At 73.8% G+C, this 18,616-nt stretch carries 13 protein-coding genes, 5 tRNA genes and 4 pseudogenes; 6 read left to right on the top strand and 16 right to left on the bottom strand.

Annotated features, from left to right (window positions below; all coding sequences use genetic code 11):
• From MCAG_RS33865 to MCAG_RS23675, 6 genes are all read right to left on the bottom strand, one after another.
• Nucleotides 1-416 (bottom strand): endonuclease/exonuclease/phosphatase family protein (locus MCAG_RS33865; protein ID WP_232290411.1); only part of this gene is annotated, 416 nt, incomplete at its 3' end.
• Nucleotides 417-463: 47 nt separating this feature from the next.
• Nucleotides 464-1,954, bottom strand: coding sequence for a phosphatase PAP2 family protein (locus MCAG_RS23695; RefSeq protein WP_036374936.1), 1,491 nt, complete (start codon nucleotides 1,952-1,954; stop codon nucleotides 464-466).
• An 80-nt stretch (nucleotides 1,955-2,034) separates the two neighbouring features.
• Nucleotides 2,035-3,036, bottom strand: coding sequence for a YihY/virulence factor BrkB family protein (locus tag MCAG_RS23690; protein ID WP_036374933.1), 1,002 nt, complete (start codon nucleotides 3,034-3,036; stop codon nucleotides 2,035-2,037).
• A complete protein-coding gene (locus MCAG_RS23685) occupies nucleotides 3,029-4,033 on the bottom strand; it encodes a diacylglycerol kinase family protein (protein ID WP_050778225.1) in 1,005 nt (334 codons plus the stop codon). Before MCAG_RS23685 ends, MCAG_RS23690 begins: the two co-directional genes overlap by 8 nt.
• Before the next feature lie 193 nt (nucleotides 4,034-4,226).
• Nucleotides 4,227-4,805, bottom strand: coding sequence for a Clp protease N-terminal domain-containing protein (locus MCAG_RS23680; RefSeq protein WP_036374926.1), 579 nt, complete (start codon nucleotides 4,803-4,805; stop codon nucleotides 4,227-4,229).
• Nucleotides 4,805-5,041: an HTH domain-containing protein gene (locus MCAG_RS23675; protein WP_007075500.1), complete on the bottom strand. Its 237-nt coding sequence runs from the start codon at nucleotides 5,039-5,041 to the stop codon at nucleotides 4,805-4,807. Before MCAG_RS23675 ends, MCAG_RS23680 begins: the two co-directional genes overlap by 1 nt.
• Before the next feature lie 154 nt (nucleotides 5,042-5,195).
• Here MCAG_RS23675 and MCAG_RS23670 point away from each other — a divergent pair.
• From MCAG_RS23670 to MCAG_RS23660, 3 genes and pseudogenes are all read left to right on the top strand, one after another.
• A pseudogene (locus tag MCAG_RS23670) lies at nucleotides 5,196-6,077 on the top strand (universal stress protein).
• 123 nt (nucleotides 6,078-6,200) lie between these two features.
• Nucleotides 6,201-8,591, top strand: a pseudogene (locus MCAG_RS23665) (phosphoketolase).
• Nucleotides 8,588-9,448 carry a universal stress protein gene (locus tag MCAG_RS23660; RefSeq protein WP_007075497.1) on the top strand — a complete coding sequence of 287 codons (861 nt, stop codon included), beginning with the start codon at nucleotides 8,588-8,590 and terminating at the stop codon, nucleotides 9,446-9,448. The pseudogene MCAG_RS23665 and the gene MCAG_RS23660 overlap by 4 nt, the downstream one beginning before the upstream one ends.
• Nucleotides 9,449-9,507: 59 nt before the next feature.
• Here the strand turns inward: MCAG_RS23660 and MCAG_RS35130 are convergent.
• From MCAG_RS35130 to MCAG_RS23640, 5 genes and pseudogenes are all read right to left on the bottom strand, one after another.
• Nucleotides 9,508-9,912: pseudogene (locus MCAG_RS35130) on the bottom strand (LysR substrate-binding domain-containing protein); the annotation flags it as partial.
• Nucleotides 9,913-10,259: 347 nt separating this feature from the next.
• Nucleotides 10,260-11,258, bottom strand: a complete 999-nt coding sequence (locus MCAG_RS23655) for an NAD-dependent epimerase/dehydratase family protein (protein WP_036374923.1) — start codon at nucleotides 11,256-11,258, stop codon at nucleotides 10,260-10,262.
• A gap of 149 nt (nucleotides 11,259-11,407) precedes the next feature.
• A complete protein-coding gene (gene recQ / locus MCAG_RS23650; protein ID WP_007075495.1) occupies nucleotides 11,408-13,243 on the bottom strand; it encodes a DNA helicase RecQ in 1,836 nt (611 codons plus the stop codon).
• Nucleotides 13,244-13,367: 124 nt separating this feature from the next.
• Nucleotides 13,368-13,442 (bottom strand) — tRNA-Val (locus tag MCAG_RS23645).
• Between the two features lie 67 nt (nucleotides 13,443-13,509).
• A tRNA-Gly gene (locus tag MCAG_RS23640) sits at nucleotides 13,510-13,582 on the bottom strand.
• A gap of 150 nt (nucleotides 13,583-13,732) precedes the next feature.
• On the opposite strand from MCAG_RS23640, the gene MCAG_RS23635 reads away from it, so the two are divergent.
• On the top strand, nucleotides 13,733-13,972 hold the full coding sequence (locus MCAG_RS23635) for a DUF6458 family protein (RefSeq protein WP_036377892.1): 240 nt from the start codon (nucleotides 13,733-13,735) through the stop codon (nucleotides 13,970-13,972).
• Between the two features lie 79 nt (nucleotides 13,973-14,051).
• On the opposite strand, the gene MCAG_RS23630 is transcribed toward MCAG_RS23635, so the two are convergent.
• From MCAG_RS23630 to MCAG_RS23620, 3 genes are all read right to left on the bottom strand, one after another.
• Nucleotides 14,052-14,126, bottom strand: a tRNA-Val gene (locus MCAG_RS23630).
• A 13-nt stretch (nucleotides 14,127-14,139) separates the two neighbouring features.
• Nucleotides 14,140-14,210 (bottom strand) — tRNA-Cys (locus MCAG_RS23625).
• A gap of 34 nt (nucleotides 14,211-14,244) precedes the next feature.
• Nucleotides 14,245-14,317 (bottom strand) — tRNA-Gly (locus MCAG_RS23620).
• Between the two features lie 393 nt (nucleotides 14,318-14,710).
• Here MCAG_RS23620 and MCAG_RS23615 point away from each other — a divergent pair.
• Nucleotides 14,711-15,310: pseudogene (locus MCAG_RS23615) on the top strand (TetR/AcrR family transcriptional regulator); the annotation flags it as partial.
• A gap of 91 nt (nucleotides 15,311-15,401) precedes the next feature.
• On the opposite strand, the gene MCAG_RS23610 reads toward MCAG_RS23615, so the two are convergent.
• Complete coding sequence (locus MCAG_RS23610) at nucleotides 15,402-16,562, bottom strand: alkane 1-monooxygenase (protein ID WP_050778049.1); 1,161 nt, start codon at nucleotides 16,560-16,562, stop codon at nucleotides 15,402-15,404.
• A 101-nt stretch (nucleotides 16,563-16,663) separates the two neighbouring features.
• Nucleotides 16,664-17,521 (bottom strand): hypothetical protein, encoded by an 858-nt coding sequence (locus tag MCAG_RS35955; protein WP_050778048.1) that lies wholly within the window; start codon nucleotides 17,519-17,521, stop codon nucleotides 16,664-16,666.
• Nucleotides 17,522-17,769: 248 nt separating this feature from the next.
• Between MCAG_RS35955 and MCAG_RS23600 the strand changes: the two genes are divergently transcribed.
• Nucleotides 17,770-18,438 (top strand): methyltransferase, encoded by a 669-nt coding sequence (locus MCAG_RS23600; protein ID WP_007075490.1) that lies wholly within the window; start codon nucleotides 17,770-17,772, stop codon nucleotides 18,436-18,438.
• Nucleotides 18,439-18,616: the final 178 nt, after the last annotated feature.

Raw genomic sequence — 18,616 nt, 5'->3', positions numbered from 1 at the left:
CCGGCACCGGGGACCCGGCCGACGGCCGCCGCGAGCCAACCGGCCTCGACCCGGCGTCGCAGCCCCGAGTACGGGTCGAGGTGCGCGCCGAGCACGGTGAGCGGCCCCGCGTCGGTGGCCACGGTGACGCGTACGGCGGCATGGTGGAACGGGCGGCGGACCGGGCCGGCCGCGACGACCCGCAGTGGCGGGCGGACCAGCACCGCCACGGGCTGACCGAAGCGGGAGCGGGCGAGGTACGGCCGCATGCCCACGGCGGCGGCGAAGCCGGCCAGCACGCCACCGGAGTCGAAGCCGCGCAGCTCCTGTGCGGCCAGCAGGTCCGGCCGCCACGCGGCGACGACCCGGGCCACCCGGTCCAGCCGGCCGGGCCCCGTCCGGTCTCGGCCGCCGGTCTTGATGTTCCAGGTCATCATCCGCAGCACGGGGCGTTCCCGGTCGTCATCGGCGGGTGGCCGATCCGTCAGTCGGGGCGGCCGGCGGTGGCCAGTTCGTCGTCCAGCTCGTCGACCTGCTCGGACCCGATCGCCGGACGGTTGCCCTCGGCGAGGTCGGCGTTGGGGCGGATCACCCAGTACAGCAGGCCGATCCACAGGGCGCTGAGCAGGATCGCACCCATGAAGTCGGTCGGGTGGTGCATGCCCCGGTACATCCGGGAGACCGCCACCCCCACCGGCATGACCACCGCGAGGGCTACGAAGAGCCACCGCCACCAGCGGTCGGTGCGGGGGAACACGATGACGGCGATGGCCAGCCAGAGGCAGATGGTGGCGGCGATGTGCCCGGACGGGAACGACGAGGTGGGCATCGGCCCGTCCAGGTTCTCCACGGGCGGGCGGGGCCGGTCGACGGCGCGGGCGGAGGCGAGGAAGAGGGTCAGCTCGCCGAACATCGCCAGTGCCACGAAGAGCACCGGCCGCCAGCGCCGCCACACCGCGAGCACCAGCGGGCAGAAGACCAGCGACACCAGCAGGATCGCGTGGGTGTCGCCGAACTTGCTCCACCACCAACTCAGGCCGGTCCACGCGTCGGTGTGCCGCTCGGCGAACCAGCGCGGCACCTCGGTGTCCAGGGTGCCGAAGAACGTGTCCTTGGCGTGGTAGCTGACGAGCATGCCGAAGGCGTACAGCGCGCCGAAGACCAGCACCCAGCCGACCAGCAGCTCGGCGAGGGCCGAACGGGGGTGCTCCAGCACGTGCTCCTCGGCGGGGGCGGGGGCGATGTCGTGGCCCGCCTCCGGCTCCAGGCCCCCGGTCAGCGGCGGCACCGGCCGGCCGCGTTCGCGCCGCCACAGCCGGAAGGCGTACGCGGTTACGCCGAGCCAGGCCGCGCCGAGCAGCCAGCCGCCGATCACGTCGGAGACGAAGTGCACGCCCAGCGCGATTCGGGTCAGCCCGACCAGGGCCACCAGCACGGCGGCGACGGCGATGGCCGGCTTGCGCCAGCGGGGCGCCACGGCCGGGAGGAAGACCAGCAGGATCGCCCCGTACGCGACGAAGGAGCCGAGGGCGTGGCCGCTGGGGAAGCTGTTGCCGGGGGCGCTGGCCACCGGCACGTCCACCACGGGGCGGAGCCGGCCGACGAGCGTCTTCAGCGACGGATCGAGGATCAGCCCGCCGAGCCCGGTGATGATGAGGTAGACGGCGAGCCGGGCCCGCCGGCGGATCAGCAGCCCGATCACGGCCACGCTGACCAGCCAGAAGAGCACGGGCCGCCCGCCGAGGTCGGTGATCGCCTGCAACACGGTGACCAGGGCGTGATGCGGGGCGACGAGCCCGTTGAACCACTCGGCGGCCTCGTGGTCGGCGTGGTAGAGCGGGCTCCACCGGAAGCGCACCAGCGTCAGCAGCAGACCGAAGGCGACCCCCGCGCCGGCGACGGCCACCAGCCCGGCGATGCTCCGCTCGGCGAAATGGCCGAGTGGTCGCCGCACCACCTCTTTGACCGCGGTCACCCCGCACCTCCCTTGTCCGCTCTGGCGAGGCGCTTTACCCGATCCGGCCGTCGCGTACACCGGGGGGTGTCGCCGCCGGGTCAGAGCGCGGTCATCTCACCGGTGTCGTAGACCTCCTCGCGCTCGGCCTCGGGCTGCCACAGGTCCGGCTGGGCCGGCTCCGCCACGCCGATCCGCATCGCCTCCAGCTGGGCGGCGAAGGCCAGCCCGCCGAAGAGCGCCATCCCGGTGAGGTTGGCCCAGAGCAGCAGCGCCATCATCCCGGTCAGCGCCCCGTAGGTCTGCCCGAACCCGTCGCTGAACCGCACGTACGCGGCGAGCAGCAGGCTGGCCAGCCACCACAGCGCGGTGGCGATGCCGGCGCCGAAGAACAGCCAGGACAGGCCGGGCTGATTGCGGCGGGGGGCGTGGCGGAACAGCAGGGCCACGGCGAGCACGGTCAGGCCGAGGCTCAACGGCCAGCGGGCCACGTCCCAGGCGACGGTGGCGGCGTCACCCCAGGTGTAGTTGCGGCGTACGGAATCGCCCATCGCCCCGCCGCCTACCAGGATCAGGAATCCGGTCAGCGCCGGGACACCCGCGAGGAGCGCGAGGACGCTGGCGCGCAGGTACTTCCACAGCGCCGGCCGGTCCCGCTCGACGCCGTAGATCCGGTTCGCGCCGCGTTCGATCTGCGCCATCGTGGTGGTCAGCGCGACGATGCCGGTCAGCAGGCCGAGGGCCAGCGCCAGCTCGCCGGCGTCCTCCGTGCGCTCGCTGTCGACCAGCAGGTCCTCGACCATCTGCTCGCTCTGCCCGGGGGTGAGGGCCAGCACGGTGTCGGCGACCACCCGGCCCCCCTCGTCGGCGCCGAGGTCGGTGATCAGGCCGGTGAGGGCGATCATGAACGGCACCACGGCGAGGCAGAGCTGCAACGCGAAAGCCCGCGAGTGGCTGAACCCGTCGCCGTAGCGAAACCGGACGAACGCGTCGCGCAGCAGACGCCAGCCGCCGTGGCGACGCAGTGTGTGCCAGGCGTCGTCGGCGGAGAGTTCCTCGTCGGCCATGAGCCGGGTCTCGGGCACCATCCGGGTGCTACTCACGGCGGGCCTCCTCGACCAGTTCCTCGCCCCGCTGCCCGGCTGCCTCGGCGTCGACGGCCAGGTCGGGTGCATCCTGCGGCTGCGGCACGCAGAGCCAGAGGGCGCGGGGGCGGACCTCCGCCACCAGCCGCCGGCCTGGGAGGATGAGGTCCCCGTCGAGCTCGCGCGGCTGGGCCCGGTTGCTGGTGACCTGCACCCTGCGGGCGCGGAAGACCTCCATCCGGGGGACGCTGTCCCGGCGGCGGACCAGCGCCCAGCTCATGGCCAGCCAGTGCCGCAGGGTACGCGGGGTGAGCACCGCGACGTCGAGCCAGCCATCGTCCGGTTCGGCGTCGGCGAGCAGGGTGACGCCGCCCTGGAGGCGGCCGACGTTGGCCACCAGCACCGAGCGGGCGCGCCGGCGCAGCGGCGGCCGGTCGTCGAGGCGGATGGTGACCCGCATCGGCCGGTCCCGCAGGTGTCGGGCGGCCCCCATGACGTACGCCGGCCAGCCGATGCGGGCCTTGGTCGTCTCCGAGGTGGCTTCGAGCATCTGGGCGTCGAAGCCCATCCCGGCCATGACGGTGAAGTAGGCGTCCTCGACCGCGCCGACGTCGAGCTGCCGGCGGCCCCGCTCGACGGCCACCTCCAGCCCGGCGGCCAGGTCGGTGGAGAGGCCGAGGTTGGCGGCGAGCAGGTTGCCGGTGCCCTGGGGCAGGACGGCGAGCGCCACGTCGGTGCCGACCAGGGCGCTGACGCAGGACATCACGGTGCCGTCGCCGCCGCAGGCGAAGACGACGTCCACCCCGGCGGAGACGGCCTTCTCGGTCTGGCCGCGGCCCGGGTCCTCCGGGGTGGTCTCGAACCACAGTGGCGGCGGCCAGCCGGCGGCGGCGAGGGCCCCGTCGACCGTTTCCCGCAGTTCGTCGAGATCGGCGACCTTCACCGGGTTGACCACCACCGCAGAGCGTAGCCCGCCGCCGGTCGCGGTCGAACACGTGTCCTGCTGAGCATCCACGGCGTCAGTGTGCAGCAACTCGGTCCGGGCGGCGAGCCGGCGACCGGTGAGGTTACGCGCACCGAAAACAGGTTTGGGCTTCCCGAGGTCCGGGAGACCGGCCGGCCCGCATTCTTCGTCACGTCCCCCGGCATGCTGTGCGACGAGTCGGTGACGAGTTGGGCGCGTGGGAGAGCGGGGTCGACCGGCCGGTCTAGGCTGCCGCCCGCAGGGCCGCCTCCACCCGGCGGCGCAGGTCGTCCAGGTCCAGCCCAGCCTCGGTGAGCACCAGCGCGGCCGGTCCGCCGCCCTCGCGGAGCAGCCCGAGCAGGATGTGCTCGGTGCCGATGTGCCTGTGGCGCAGCCGGAGCGCCTCGCGCAGCGACAGCTCCAGCACCTTCTTGGACCGGGGCGAGAACGGGCCGCCGGGCCGCTGCCGGCGGCGCAGGCCGCGGCGCGGGGCGGGGACGGCCGCACGCAGCGCGTCGGGGCCGAAGGACTCCTCGATCCGGGCGACGATCGCAGCCAGGTCGATGCCGATCTCGCGCAGCGCGGCGGCGTCTGCCTCGGCGAGCCCTGCGCCGCCCTCGGCGGTGTGCCGGGCCACGGCGGCACGCAGGCCGGCGGCGCGGACACCCGCGTCGCGCAGCACCCGGCTCGCGAGATTGTCGGGGTCGGCGAGGACGGCGAGCAGCAGGTGCTCGGTGCCGACCGGGCGCTGCCCGGCGGCCCGTGCCTCGTCGCGGGCCCGCTTGACCGCCTCGCGGGCCCGGTCGGTGAACCGTTCGAACATCACGCCTCCCAGGTGCTCGGGACCGCCGGTCGCCCGGCGTGCTTCTTGTGGACCGCCTGCCGGCTGACCTCCAACGCGTCGGCGATCTCCTGCCAGGACCAGCCCTGCCGTCGGGCGTTGTCCACCTGGACCACCTCAAGCCGTTCGAGGAGCCGACGCAGGGCGCGCACGGCGCGTAGGCCCACCCGGGGATCGGTGCTGCCGGCCGCCGCCGCGAGTTCCGTCGCCTGACTCATGTCGTCAACATACGTTGACAGAAGGGGGCTGTCAACCCACGTTGACGCACACGGGAGCGACACGCGATACCGGCCCCGGGACGGGCCGGTCCGATTACGCTCGGTCGCAGGGAACGGACCAGCCGTGCGCGGCACCCGGGGGAGGTGAGGCCGGATGACCCCACCCGCCGACGCGCCGGTGGTGGCCGCGCTCGGCTCGCCGGAGACCGCCATGCAGGTCGTCCGGTTGGCCGCGCGGGAGGCCGCCGACCACCGCCGCCCGCTCCGCCTGTGGCACGCCCTCAACTGGTCGGCGGAGCAGGAGACCCCCTCGCTCGGCCCGCGCGCCGAGGCCGAGGAACTGCTCGAACGGGCCGCCGCAGCCGTCGGCGAGGAGGACCCGGCGGTGCCGGTCAGCGGCGAGATCGTCGAGGGCGCCCCGGTGGCCGCGCTGACCCGCCGCTCCGAGTCGGCGTTCCTCGTCGTCGTCGGCGACGGCGGGATGTCCTGCGAATGAGCGCGCAACCCCGCCGACGCGCCCGCGGTGCAGCTCGCCGCCCGCGCCGACTGCCCGGTGCTGGTGGTCCGCTCCGAACCGCCGCCGCGTGGCCCGGTCCTGGTCGGCGTCGACGGCTCGGCCAGCTCCCGTACGGCGCTGGCATTCGCCTTCGGCTGCGCCGCCCGCCGGTCGGCCCGGCTGCTCGCCGTCCGGGTCACCGAGCCGCCGGACGTGCCACCCGGCGGTGGCCCGCCGGCGGCAGCCGGCGGCCCGCCGCAGCAGGACCAGCGCGATGCGCACGCCGAGCTGGCCGAACTGGTGGCCCGGTTCGGGCGGCGGCACCCGGAGGTGCCGGCCGAGTGTCACGTGGTCGGCGGCGACCCCGGCGGAGTCATGGTCGACCAGTCCCGCTCCACGCAACTGACCGTGGTCGCCGCCCGGGGCGACGAACCGCTGCGCGGGATGCTCGGCGCGGTCAGCCAGTCGCTGCTCTACCACTCCCCCGCCCCGGTCATCGTCGTCCGTGGAATGACCCCCACCGCGCCGAGCGGGGCATGACGTCCCACGTCCCGGGACCTACGGCCCTGATCAGTTCCGGCGGCCCGGCGAAGCTGTACGTGACCAGGAAACACCCGGCGCCCCGGATGCGAACGTCCCCGATCCGCGAGAGGCTGACGCAGCATGGACACCGTTGTAGACCTGCACGGCCCCCTGACCGACGACGAGCTGCGCCGGCTGGACGCGTACTGGCGGGCCGCCAACTACCTGACCGTCGGGCAGATCTACCTGCTGGACAACCCGCTGCTGCGTGAGCCGCTGCGACCCGAGCACGTCAAGCCCCGGCTGCTGGGGCACTGGGGCACCGGTCCGGGGCTCAACCTGGTCTACGCGCACCTCAACCGGGTCATCGTCAACCGGAAGCTGCCGACGATCTTCATCACCGGCCCCGGCCACGGCGGCCCCGCCCTGGTGGCCAACACCTGGCTGGAGGGCACCTACAGCGAGCTTTACCACTCGGCGAGCCGCGACGAGACCGGCATGCAGCAGCTGTTCCGCCAGTTCTCGTTCCCCGGCGGCATCCCGAGCCACGTCGCACCGGAGGTGCCGGGCTCGATCCACGAGGGCGGCGAGCTGGGGTACGCGCTGAGTCACGCGTACGGCGCCGCGTTCGACAACCCCGACCTGCTGGTCGCCTGCGTCATCGGCGACGGCGAGGCCGAGACCGGCCCGCTCGCCGGAAGCTGGCTGTCCAACGTCTTCCTCAACCCGGCCCGCGACGGCGCGGTGCTGCCCATCCTGCACCTCAACGGCTACAAGATCGCCAACCCGACGGTGCTGGACCGCATCCCCGCCGACGATTTGCTGGACATGATGCGCGGGTTCGGCTACCAGCCGTACGTCGTCGCGGGCGACGACCCGGCCACGGTGCACCAGACCCTGGCCGCCACCCTGGACCGGGCCGTCGACGAGATCGCCGGGATCCAGCGCAGGGCGCGCTCCGGCGCACCCGTCGAGCGCCCCCGCTGGCCGATGATCATCCTCCGGACGCCGAAGGGCTGGACCGGCCCAACCGTCGTCGACGGCAAGCAGGTGGAGGGGACGTACCGCGCCCACCAGGTGCCCATAGCCGAGGTGCGGGACAACCCGGAGCACCTGGCGGAGCTGGAACGCTGGCTGCGCAGCTACCGGCCACAGGAGCTGTTCGATCCCACCGGCGCGCCGGTCGCCGAACTGGCCGCGCTGCCACCGACCGGTGACCTGCGGATGAGCGCCAACCCGGTCGCCAACGGCGGGCGGGTGCTGCGCGACCTGGACCTGCCGGACTTCCGCCGGTACGCCGTCGACGTCAAGCAGCCCGGCGCGCCGGCGGTCGGCGCGACCGGCGTGCTCGGCGCATGGGTCCGCGACATCATCACCGCCAATCCGCATACGTTCCGCCTCTTCGGCCCCGACGAGGTCGCCTCCAACCGGCTCGGCGCGGCCTTCGAGGTCACCGACCGGGTGTTCGTCGCCGACCGGGTCGACGGCGACGAACACCTCTCCCCCGACGGCCGGGTGATGGAGGTGCTGTCGGAGCACCTGTGCCAGGGCTGGCTGGAGGGGTACCTGCTGACCGGCCGGCACGGGATCTTCACCAGCTACGAGGCGTTCATCCACATCGTCGACTCGATGGTCAACCAGCACGCGAAGTGGCTGAAGGTGACCCGGGGCATCCCGTGGCGGGAACCGGTGGCGTCGCTGAACTACCTGCTCTCCAGCCACGTGTGGCGGCAGGACCACAACGGCTTCTCGCACCAGGACCCGGGCTTCATCGACCACGTGGTCAACAAGAAGGCCGAGGTGGTCCGGGTCTACCTGCCGCCGGACGGCAACACCCTGCTCTCCACCATGGACCACTGCCTGCGCAGCCGGCACTACATCAACGTGGTGGTGGCCGGCAAGCAACCCGCCCCGAACTGGCTGACCATGGACGAGGCGATCCAGCACTGCCGGCGCGGCCTGGGCATCTGGGACTGGGCCAGCACCGACGACCGTCGGGAGCCGGACGTGGTGCTCGGCTGCGCCGGCGACGTGCCCACGATGGAGACCCTCGCCGCCGCCGACCTGCTGCGCCAGCGGCTGCCCGAGCTGAAGGTGCGGGTGGTCAACGTGGTCGACCTGATGCGGCTCCAACCGCCGTCGGAGCACCCGCACGGCCTGCCGGACAACGAGTTCGACACCATCTTCACCCGCGACAAGCCGATCATCTTCGCGTACCACGGCTACCCGTGGCTGATCCACCGGCTCACCTACCGGCGCGCCAGCCACGACAACCTGCACGTGCGTGGGTACAAGGAGGAGGGCACCACCACCACGCCGTTCGACATGTGATGCTCAACGACCTCGACCGGTTCCACCTGGTCATCGACGTGATCGATCGCGTGCCGGGGCTGGCCGCGCGCGCCGCCCACCTCCGCCAGGAGATGGTGGACGATGGTCGCCCGACCACACCCGGCGGTACGGCTCCGATGACTAGATCCCGAGTGGCGGTGGATCCGGGAGACCGACGCCGAGCTTAGGAGCGGGAAGTGAGCGGTGACGAGATCCTCGTCGGCTACGACGCATCCGCCGACGCCACGGTCGCCCTCCACTGGGCGCTGGCCGAGGCGGAGCACAGCGGCCGGCCGGTCCGCCTGGCGTACGTCTTCGAATGGGTGGCCGTGGCCGGCTGGGTCGGCCCCGGGGTGGCCCCCGGGATCTGGCCCGACGAGACCGCCCGCCGGCAGGTGAAGGAGCTGGTCGACAAGGCCGCCGCCGACGCCGCCGCCGCGCGGCCCACCGTGACCGTGCACGGGGAGGTGTTCGACGGGCCGCCGGCGCTGGTACTTGAGGAACGCTCCGCCGAGGCGGGCCTGCTGGTGCTCGGCACCCGGGGCCATGGCGGATTCGGCGGCCTGCTCGCCGGCTCCACCGCCGTGTCGGTGACCGCCCACGCGCACTGCCCGGTGGTGGTGGTCCGCGACGGCGACGCCTCCGCAGGCCGTACGGGCCGGGTGGTGGTGGGGGTCGACGGGTCGGCGACCTCCCTGCTGGCCCTCGGGTTCGCCGTCGAGCGGGCGGCCCAGCGGGGCGTGCCGCTGCATGTGGTGCGGGCCTGGGAGCCGTCGGCCGACCGGGGCGTCGGCGGGGACGACGCGGTGGCGGCGGAACGGGCGGCGCTGGACGAGCCGCTGGCCCGGTGGCGGGAGACGTTCCCGGACGTCGCGGTGACCGTGGACGTGGTGACCGGCCGCCCGGCCGGCGCACTGGTCGAGGCGAGCCGCGACGCCCAGCTCGTGGTGGTCGGCAGCCGGGGCTGGGGCGGGCTGCGCGGGATGCTGCTCGGCTCGGTCGGCCAGCAGCTCATCCACCACGCGCACTGCCCGGTAGCGGTCGTCCGCGAACGCTGAGCCCGTGCACGCGGCTCAGTCGGACAGGGGAGAAGCAGCCCGCGCCGGGCCACCCCGGACACCCGCGTCGCCCGCCGCACCCCGACCCTGACCGGAATAGGCCCGTCGGGCCACACCACTGGATGGTCGCCGAGGTCCTCCATCTCGACCCGGTCCCGGCTGGCCAGCCGATGATCGGAGGCGACAGCCAGCACCAGCGGCTCGGTGTGCAGCTGCGGCCCGACGGTGAGGTCGGGCTCGCGGACGGGTAGCCAAAGCATCCCGATGTCGACTCGGCCGGCGCGCAGCCCACCGAACGGGTCGGTGGGAAGAATTTCACGCATGCGCAGCTCACATTGCGGATGCCGCTGTCGGAACAGATCGAGGACGGCCGCGATCTGCTGGTGGTTGGTGGCCATGGTGCCGATGGTCAGGGTGCCAGCCTGCCCGCGGGCTGCGGCAGCAGCCTCATCGAGGCCCGCCATGATCTCGCGGTAGCCCGCGGCGCGCAGTTCGTGCTGGTGGACCCGGCGGCGCGAGCGGGCCGAGTTCACGCCGCCGGGCAACCCCCCTCGAAGTGCCGTCCCCGGACGCGAAGATCGCGGTGTCCCGGCGGGGGCACGACCTGTGGGCGCGTTCGCTGTCCGACGGCCGGGAGTGGGCGCTGACCACCGACGGCGAGCCCGCCTACCAGTACGGCTCCAGCCCGGAATGCCTCGGGAACGGGACCCTGCTGCGCAAGTTCGGCCTGCCGCACCTGCCGCCTGCGGTGGCATGGTCGCCCGACTCCACAAAGATGCTGACGCACCGGACCGGACGGGCCGGCAGCGGGTCAGCCGGCAGCGGCGAGCAGGGCGGCCTCCCGCTGCGGGTCCAGGCCTACGGGCGAGCGCGGTGGGCGGCCTGCGCGCGGCGGCACGCCGCCCACCGCGCGCAGCCAGGCCCAGGTGTCGGCGACCGTCGCGGCCACCGGCCGACAGGTCAGCCCCATCGCGTGCGCCCGCTGCACGCCGCGCTCCAGCAACCAGCGGTACTCGTGCCCGGCGGGGATCCAGATCGGCAGGTCGTTCCACGGTTCCACCCCGGCGGCGAGGATCGCGTCCGGGTTGGTCCAGCGCAGCCGGGCCGCCGAGCCGGTGGCGGCGACGCAGGCGTCGAGCAGCTCACCCATCGTCGTGTGCCCGGTCCGCGACACCACGTTGTACGCCCCGCCGTCGCCCGCCACGCCCCGGTCCAGCAGCCACGCCGCCAGGTCGCGGGCGTCGACGTACTGCAGGGGCAGGTCGGCGGGGCCGGGGGCGAGCACGTCGCCGCCCCGGGCGACGCGGGTCAGCCACCAGGGCAGCCGGCCGATGTCCTCACCGGGGCCGAGGATCAGCCCGGCGCGGGCCAGCAGCGCCCGGTCGCCGAACACGGCTGTGGCGGCCCGTTCCCCGCCGGCCTTGAGCTGCGGGTAGCCGCCGTCGACGGCGTCCGGGTCGGCAGCCACGGTGGGCGCGTCCTCGCCGACACCGGGCGGGACGGGCGGGGCGTAGACGGAGCCGCTGGAGACGTACCCGTACCAGCCGGCCGCGTCGCGCAGGGCCCGGGCGGCGTCACGCACCGCGCGGGGCGCGCCGTCCCAGGTGTCGACCACGAGGTCCCACTCGCCGCCGGCCAGCGCGGCCAGGCCGCCGGGCGCGGTCCGGTCCCCCCGCAACCGGTGCACGCCCGCCGGCAGCGCGCCGCTCACCCCCCGGTTGAACACCGTCACCGACCAGCCGCGCCGCGCCGCCTCGGCGACCGTCGCCCCGCCCACGAAACCCGTACCGCCCAGCACCAAAAGTCTCATCGCACCACCCTGCCCCGGGCGGGGCCCCGGCGGCGACGGTGTTCACCGGCAGCGGATCTGCCGTCGGCAGAACCCGGGGGCGGCCGGCCAGCCGAGGGCGTTAGGAATGGGCCCCTGCTCTACAGAATGCGTTAACCGGGGGCCCTTCCTTACCCCAAGGCGGCGAGGAGCTGCTCGCCGTAGCGGGCGAGCTTGGCCTCTCCGACGCCGTTGACCCGGGACAGCTCGTCCAGCGTCGACGGCGGGTCGGCGGCGATCTGGCGCAGCGTCGCGTCGTGGAACACCACGTACGCGGGGACGCCCTGCTCCTTCGCGGTGACCGCCCGCCAGGCGCGCAGCCGCTCGAACACCGGCTCGGCCCCGGCCGGCAGCTCGACGACGGCCGCCGCACCGGGACGCGCCTTCGCCGCCCGCGCCTTGGGCGGCCGGATCGTCTCGCGGCGCATCGGCACCGACCGGCGGCGGCCCAGCACCTCGGCGCTGGCGTCGGTGAGCGCCAGGGTGCCATAGTCGCCCTCGACGGCCAGCAGGCCCTGGGCGAGCAACTGCCGCACGACGCCCCGCCACTCGGCCTCGCTCAGCTCCTCGCCGATGCCGAACACGGTCAGCGTGTCGTGACGATGCTGGACGACCTTCTCGGTGCGCCGGCCGAGCAGGATGTCGACGCACTGCCCCGCGCCGAACTTCTGGTTGCGCTCCCGGTGCAGCCGCAGCACCGTCGACAACAGCTTCTGGGCGGCGACCGTGCCGTCCCACGACTCCGGCGGCTCCAGGCAGGTGTCGCAGTTGCCGCACGGCCCACCGCCGTCCTGGCCGAAGTAGCTCAGCAGCCGCACCCGGCGACACTCGACGGTCTCGCAGAGGGCGAGCATGGCGTCGAGGTGGGCTGCGAGCACCCGCCGGTGCGCCGCGTCGCCCTCCGAGGAGTCGATCATCTTGCGTTGCTGCACCACGTCCTGCAACCCGTACGCCAGCCAGGCCGTCGACGGCAGGCCGTCGCGGCCGGCGCGGCCGGTCTCCTGGTAGTAGCCCTCCACCGAGCGGGGCAGGTCGAGGTGGGCGACGAACCGCACGTCGGGCTTGTCGATGCCCATGCCGAAGGCGATGGTGGCGACCATGACCAGGCCGTCCTCCCGCAGGAACCGCTTCTGGTGGGCGGCGCGGGTGGCCGCGTCCAGCCCCGCGTGGTACGGCAGCGCGGCGACGCCGTTGGCGGCGAGGAACTCGGCGGTCTTGTCGACCGAGGCGCGGGAGAGGCAGTAGACGATGCCGGCGTCGCCGGGGTGCTCGGTGCGAATCAGGTCCAGCAACTGCTTGCGGGGCTCCCGCTTCGGCGCGATCCGGTACTGGATGTTGGGCCGGTCGAAGCTGGCCACGAAGTGCCGGGCCCCGGTCAGGTTGAGCCGCGCGGCGATCTCCGTCGCGGTGGCGGCGGTGGCCGTGGCGGTGAGCGCGATGCGGGGCACGGCGGGCCACCGCTCGTGCAGCATCGACAGCGCCAGGTAGTCGGGGCGGAAGTCGTGGCCCCACTGCGCCACGCAGTGCGCCTCGTCGATGGCGAACAGCGCGATCCGACCCCGGTCGAGCAGGTCGAGGGTGCCCCGGCTGCCCAGCGCCTCGGGGGCGAGGTAGAGCAGGTCCAGCTCACCGGCGACGAACTGCGCCTCGACGAGGCGGCGGGTGTCGACGTCGAGGGTGGAGTTGAGGAAGCCGGCGCGCACTCCGACGGCGGTGAGCGCGTCCACCTGGTCCTGCATGAGGGCGATCAGCGGGGAGACGACCACCGCGACGCCGTCGCGCACCAGCGCGGGGATCTGGTAGCACAGCGACTTGCCGCCGCCGGTGGGCATCAGGACCAGGGCGTCGCCGCCGCCGACCACGTGGTCGATGATCTCCTGCTGCTCGCCCCGGAAGGCGTCGTAGCCGAAGACCCTCCGGAGCACGCCCAGCGGGCTCTGGGCGACGGTGTCGGTCAGGGAGGTCATCGCCGGAGTCTACGAGGCGCGGCGGACACTCCCTTGCCGACCCGGCCCCCGCAATTCGCAAGGAATTCCGGCGACCAGGCACTACCGCGTGACGCGGCGGCACCAGAATCGGAACTGCTCGTACTGGTGGGCGATACTGGGTTTGAACCAGTGACCTCTTCCGTGTCAAGGAAGCGCGCTCCCACTGCGCCAATCGCCCGCGCTCGCCAGCGCCCGGAGCGAGAAGGCCGGGCTCGGCTGCGGTCGGCCCCGAGGGGCGGATCGCGAGCGGACGACGGGATTCGAACCCGCGACCCTCACCTTGGCAAGGTGATGCGCTACCAGCTGCGCTACGTCCGCGTGCCGCCTGTGTTGACCGGCGACGGGATGAACTGTACCCGATGACAAGATCGCACCGCGCGCCGCCCCGATGCCCGAGTGATTGCGCTGCTCACCGCCGGGGTACTCAGGTCCATCGACAGCACACTGCATCCCCCGAAGGAGGCTGTCGTGGGTATCGGAACGAGCATCTTCCTGATCGCGGTCGGCGCGATCCTCACGTTCGCGCTCGACGCCAGCGTCGCCGGCGTCGACCTGGACGTCGTCGGCTGGATCCTGATGGCCGCCGGCGCGCTCGGCCTCGTCATGACCACGCTGGTCTGGGGCCGCCGCCGCGAGGTGGTCACCACCTCGGAGCCGGTGGAGTACCGCCGGGTCGAGGAGCGCCGGGACGCCGCCCCGCCACTGTAGGGCTCCCGCCCGCCTGCGGGGCAGGACGGTCCCGGGCGGCAAAACGGCCCGGCACCTATAGGTGCCGGGCCGTTACCCGTGGTGGGCGATACTGGGTTTGAACCAGTGACCTCTTCCGTGTCAAGGAAGCGCGCTCCCACTGCGCCAATCGCCCTCGTCAACTGCCGAGGTGGAGACGGGATTTGAACCCGTGTACACGGCTTTGCAGGCCGTTGCCTCGCCTCTCGGCCACTCCACCAAGGTTGCCCCCGACATGCGTGGCGGCAGCTCCGAGCGGACGACGGGATTCGAACCCGCGACCCTCACCTTGGCAAGGTGATGCGCTACCAGCTGCGCTACGTCCGCACGCCCCCGGCGTTTCCCGGTGACGGATGAGAACTTTAGCCGAGCCCGCGATCGGTTGCCAAATCGGGGCGGCGCCCGGCGCGTCCGCCGCACCCTCCGCCGTCGTGGGCGCCGGGCCCGCGCACGCCCAGCGCCTCGCCAGGTCGGCGACACGGTGACCTGCCCCGGCTCAGGATGCCCCCGACGTCACCGACACCGCGGGCCACCCCGGGCGAGCGAGCCCTGGTCGCGCCCGGCACCCTGGGCAGGCTTCCTAGGAGCCTGGCCAGGGTGCTGGCGCGGGACCGGGCATGCTCAACAAGACCGGAAAAGTGTCCTAATTCCGACTCCAGGGGATCGAATCCGCCGGGGCGGTAACTGTTTGTGCACGAACGGATAGGTTACGGTAGCGGCGTGACGAGACGTGCCGCCGAGATCCGCCTGGATGCCCTCTTGCGCACGGCCTGTGACGTGATCGCGGAACGAGGACTGGCCAACACCCGCACGGCCGACGTGGCCCAGGCGGCGGGGGTCAGCCAGGCGCTGGTCTTCTACCATTTCGCCACCAAGGAGCGGCTACTCTCCCAGGCCTTCGCGTACGCGGTGGAGCAGGATCTCGCCCGGCTCGACGCCGTGGCCCGGTCCGCCGCCTCGCCCCTGGTCAAGCTCCGCCGGATGCTGAAGCTCTGCACCCCGACCGGCCGGCCGACCTCCTGGTCGATATGGATCGACGGCTGGTCGGAGTCGCTGCGCGTCCCGGAGTTGGAGAAGGTCTCCCGCCGGTTGGACCTGCGCTGGCGAGAGGATCTCGCCGCGGTGATCGCCGACGGGGTGCGCGAGGGCGTCTTCGTCTGCGCCGACCCGGCCGGTGCCGCGTGGCGGATCAACGCCGTGATGGACGGGCTCGCCGTGCAGTTCGCCGTGCACGACCGGGTGATCTCGCGCCGGCAGTTCGCCGAGTGGATCCGGCTGGCCGCCGCCCGCGAGCTGGGCCTGGAGCCGGCGCAGCTCGACTGGTCCGCGCCGGCGCAGCACCGCTCCCGCCGGGCCGAGCGGACCCAGCCCGACGCCGTCAGCCGACCAGCCCCGCCCCAGCCCGACGCCGTCAGCTGACCAACCGGCGCAGCCGGGCCCGGGCCGGCGGGTGGACGTTGGCCAGCTCCAGGTCGCCACCGTAGTGGGCGAGCACCCGGCGGTCCATCACCCGCCGCCACACGGGCGGCACGAGGGCGGCCACGACCATCGTGGCGTACCCGGCGGGCAGTTGCGGCGAGCAGTCGAAGCTACGCAACGTCTGATAGCGGCGCAGCGGGTTGGCGTGGTGGTCGCTGTGCCGCTGGAGCTGGAACAGGAAGACGTTGGTGACCGTCCGGTCACTGTTCCAGCTGTGCCGCGGGTCCACCTTCTCGTACCGGCCGGCGGGGTTGCGCCGCCGGGCCAGGCCGTAGTGCTCCAGGTAGTTGACCACCTCCAGCAGGGAGAAGCCGAACACCGCCTGGAGCAGCAGGAAGGGCAGCACCCCCGGCCCGTACGCGCCGGCCAGCGCGGCGAACAGCACCACGGTCATGGCCCAGGAGTTGAGGATGTCGTTGCGGTACGTCCACGGGCTGCGGCCCCGGACGCGGAACCGGCCCGTCTCCAGCCGCCAGGCCGAACGCAGGCTGCCGAGCACGGTACGCGGCCAGAAGGCGTAGAAGCTCTCCCCGAGCCGGGAGCTGGCCGGGTCGGCCGGGGTGGCGACCCGCACGTGGTGGCCCCGGTTGTGCTCGACGTGGAAGTGCCCGTAGCCGGTCGGGGCGAGGGCCACCTTCGACAGCCAGCGCTCCAGCTTCTCCCGCTTGTGCCCCAGCTCGTGGGCCGTGTTGATGGCGATGCCGTTGACGACGCCGAGCGTGGCGACCAGCCCGGCCGCGCCGAGCGGGGACAGCCCGCCCGAGGCCCACACGGCACAACCGAGCACCAGCGCGGCGTACTGGGCGGGCAGGTAGAGGTAGGTGAGCCAGCGGTAGTAGCCGTCGCGGGCCAGGCGCGGCACCGCCTCGTCCGGCGGGTTGTGCCGGTCGTCGCCGACGAGCAAATCGACCACCGGGATCACCCCGAAGACCACCACCGGGGCGAGCCACCAGGCCCACGACCCGGCCCCGCCCCGCCAGGCCAGCCAGGCGGCGAAGGGCAGCGCCGGGACCAGCAGTGCGAGCGGCCAGAGCGGCTTGCGCGGGTCGCGCCAGGTCGCGGGCGGGACGGTCGCGGTGGCGCCAGCGGTCATCGCCGGACTCCGATCTCTCGGGTACGCCCCGACTGTGGCACGCGCCACGGTGTTTTACAAGAGTCGAAGTTTTGTAAAGCGCACGCCACCGCCTCGCCTCGTCAGCGGCGCAGCAGACCCCACCCCCGCTGCGGCGGGACGGCCCGCTCGAAGTCCAGCCCCGGGCCCGGCCCGCCGTCGTCGGCCGTCCGCGTCAGGTGCCGCAGCCGCAGCAGCAGCCCGACTCCCAGCGACAGCAGCAGCGCGCCGAGCAGGAACGCCGCCTGCACCACCCCGAAGCCGCCCGAGGACGACACCGGACGCCCGCCCGCCGCCGGCGGCACCTCGGCCACCACCTCCTCGCTCGGCTCGGCCTCCTCGTCCACGCCGGCCGGCTCCAACGGCTCGTCCGTCGGATCCGCCGACGGTTCGTCCGGCGTCGGGACCGCACCGGGCGGCGTCGCGTCGGCGCCCGCCCCGATCACCTCGCGGGTCGCCGCCTGCCGGGCCAACAGCCGCGACTGAGGGTCGTACGCCTCGGCGGCCAGCGTCACACTGCCCCGGGTGACGTCCTCGGCGAAGGCCACCCGGTAGCGGGCCGTCACCGTACGCCCCGGGCAGAGCGTGCCCGGGTCGAGCTGCCGGTCGGTCAGCCGGGCCGTGCTGCCCTCCGTCCGGATCTCCAGCGGGAACAGCCCGGTCTCCTCGACCCGGTCCATCCTCACCTGGTCCAGCCGCAGCCCCTGCACGGTGAGCACCATCGACCAGCGGACCTTCACGCAGCCGCCGTCGCGGCGGGACACCACCGCCGAGACCGTCTCCACCCCGTCGCCCGCCGTGAACTCCGTCGGCAGGCCGCTCAGCTCGGTGGCGAACCCGGCCGCCGCCGCCCGAGCCGGCGCGGCCACGCCGGCCCCCACACCGGACAGGCAGGCCAGCACCACCCCGACCCTTAGCGCGTACCGCACCACCGTCACCACCGCCCTCACCTTCCGTCGGATCCGTCCATCCGGCAACGCTATGGGCGTATCGGGCAAGCGGGTAGACGGGCGTGTTCGCACGGACCGCGAAGCCCGGGGGGCGATTTCACCGACAGTGGTGAACCGGTGACCATCCACCCGCGACGCGCCCGGGATCGCCCCCTGCGGACGCCCGCCCGCGCCCGCCCGCCACGCCGGGTGCGACGCCCCGGTGCCGGCGCGCCCCGCCGCCCGGGGAGAATCGGGGCGTGTCCGACCTCTCCGCGGCCTTCGTCAGGCTGCACGCGCGGCTCGCCCCGGTTGCTTTCGTCCCCGAGGTCCGCCTGCACCAGGCCGACGAGCCGATCGGGCTGTGGGAACTCACCGAGGGCGAGTTCCGCAGCTCCCAGCCGCCGCCGTTCTGGGCGTTCGCCTGGGCCGGTGGGCAGGCGCTTGCCCGGTATCTCACCGACCACCCCGAGGTGGTCGCCGGCCGCCGGGTGCTCGACCTGGCCTCCGGCTCCGGCCTGGTCGCCGTCGCCGCCGCCCGGGCGGGCGCGGCGGCCGTGCGCGCCGTCGAGGTCGACGAGCGCGCGGTGGCCGCCGTCGCGCTCAACGCCGAGGCCAACGGGGTACGCGTCGACGCCGAACTCGGCGACGTCCTCGACGGCGACGCGGGCGACGCCGAGGTGGTGCTCGCCGGGGACGTCTTCTACAGCGAGGCGATGGCCCGCCGGATGCTGCGCTTCCTGCTCCGGGCCGCCCGGTCCGGAGCGCGGGTGCTGGTCGGCGACCCGGGGCGGGCGTTCCTGCCCCGCGACCGGTTCCGCGAACTGACCGGCTACGACGTGCCGGTGCCCGAGGCGTTGGAGAGCGTACGGGTGAAGCACACCACCGTGTGGGAGCTGGACCCCGCGCCACCGGGGGCCGCCCGCTAGGTTGACCCCGTGCTGTTCCGGGGCTGGGGGGACGCCGTCGACGGGCGGTGGCCGGACGTGGCGGCGGTGACCGACCACGTCTGCGGGGGGCACCTGGGGGGGGGCCCCGACACGCGTTGGTCGGCGGGTGTTCGCCGACCCCGGGAACCTTCCGGGCCCGACAACGCCCTCGACGCGG

Source organism: Micromonospora sp. ATCC 39149, from assembly GCF_000158815.1.
Lineage (GTDB): Bacteria > Actinomycetota > Actinomycetes > Mycobacteriales > Micromonosporaceae > Micromonospora.
The sequence above is the reverse complement of the archived record's forward strand: the minus strand, read 5'-3'. Positions and strand labels throughout refer to the sequence as shown.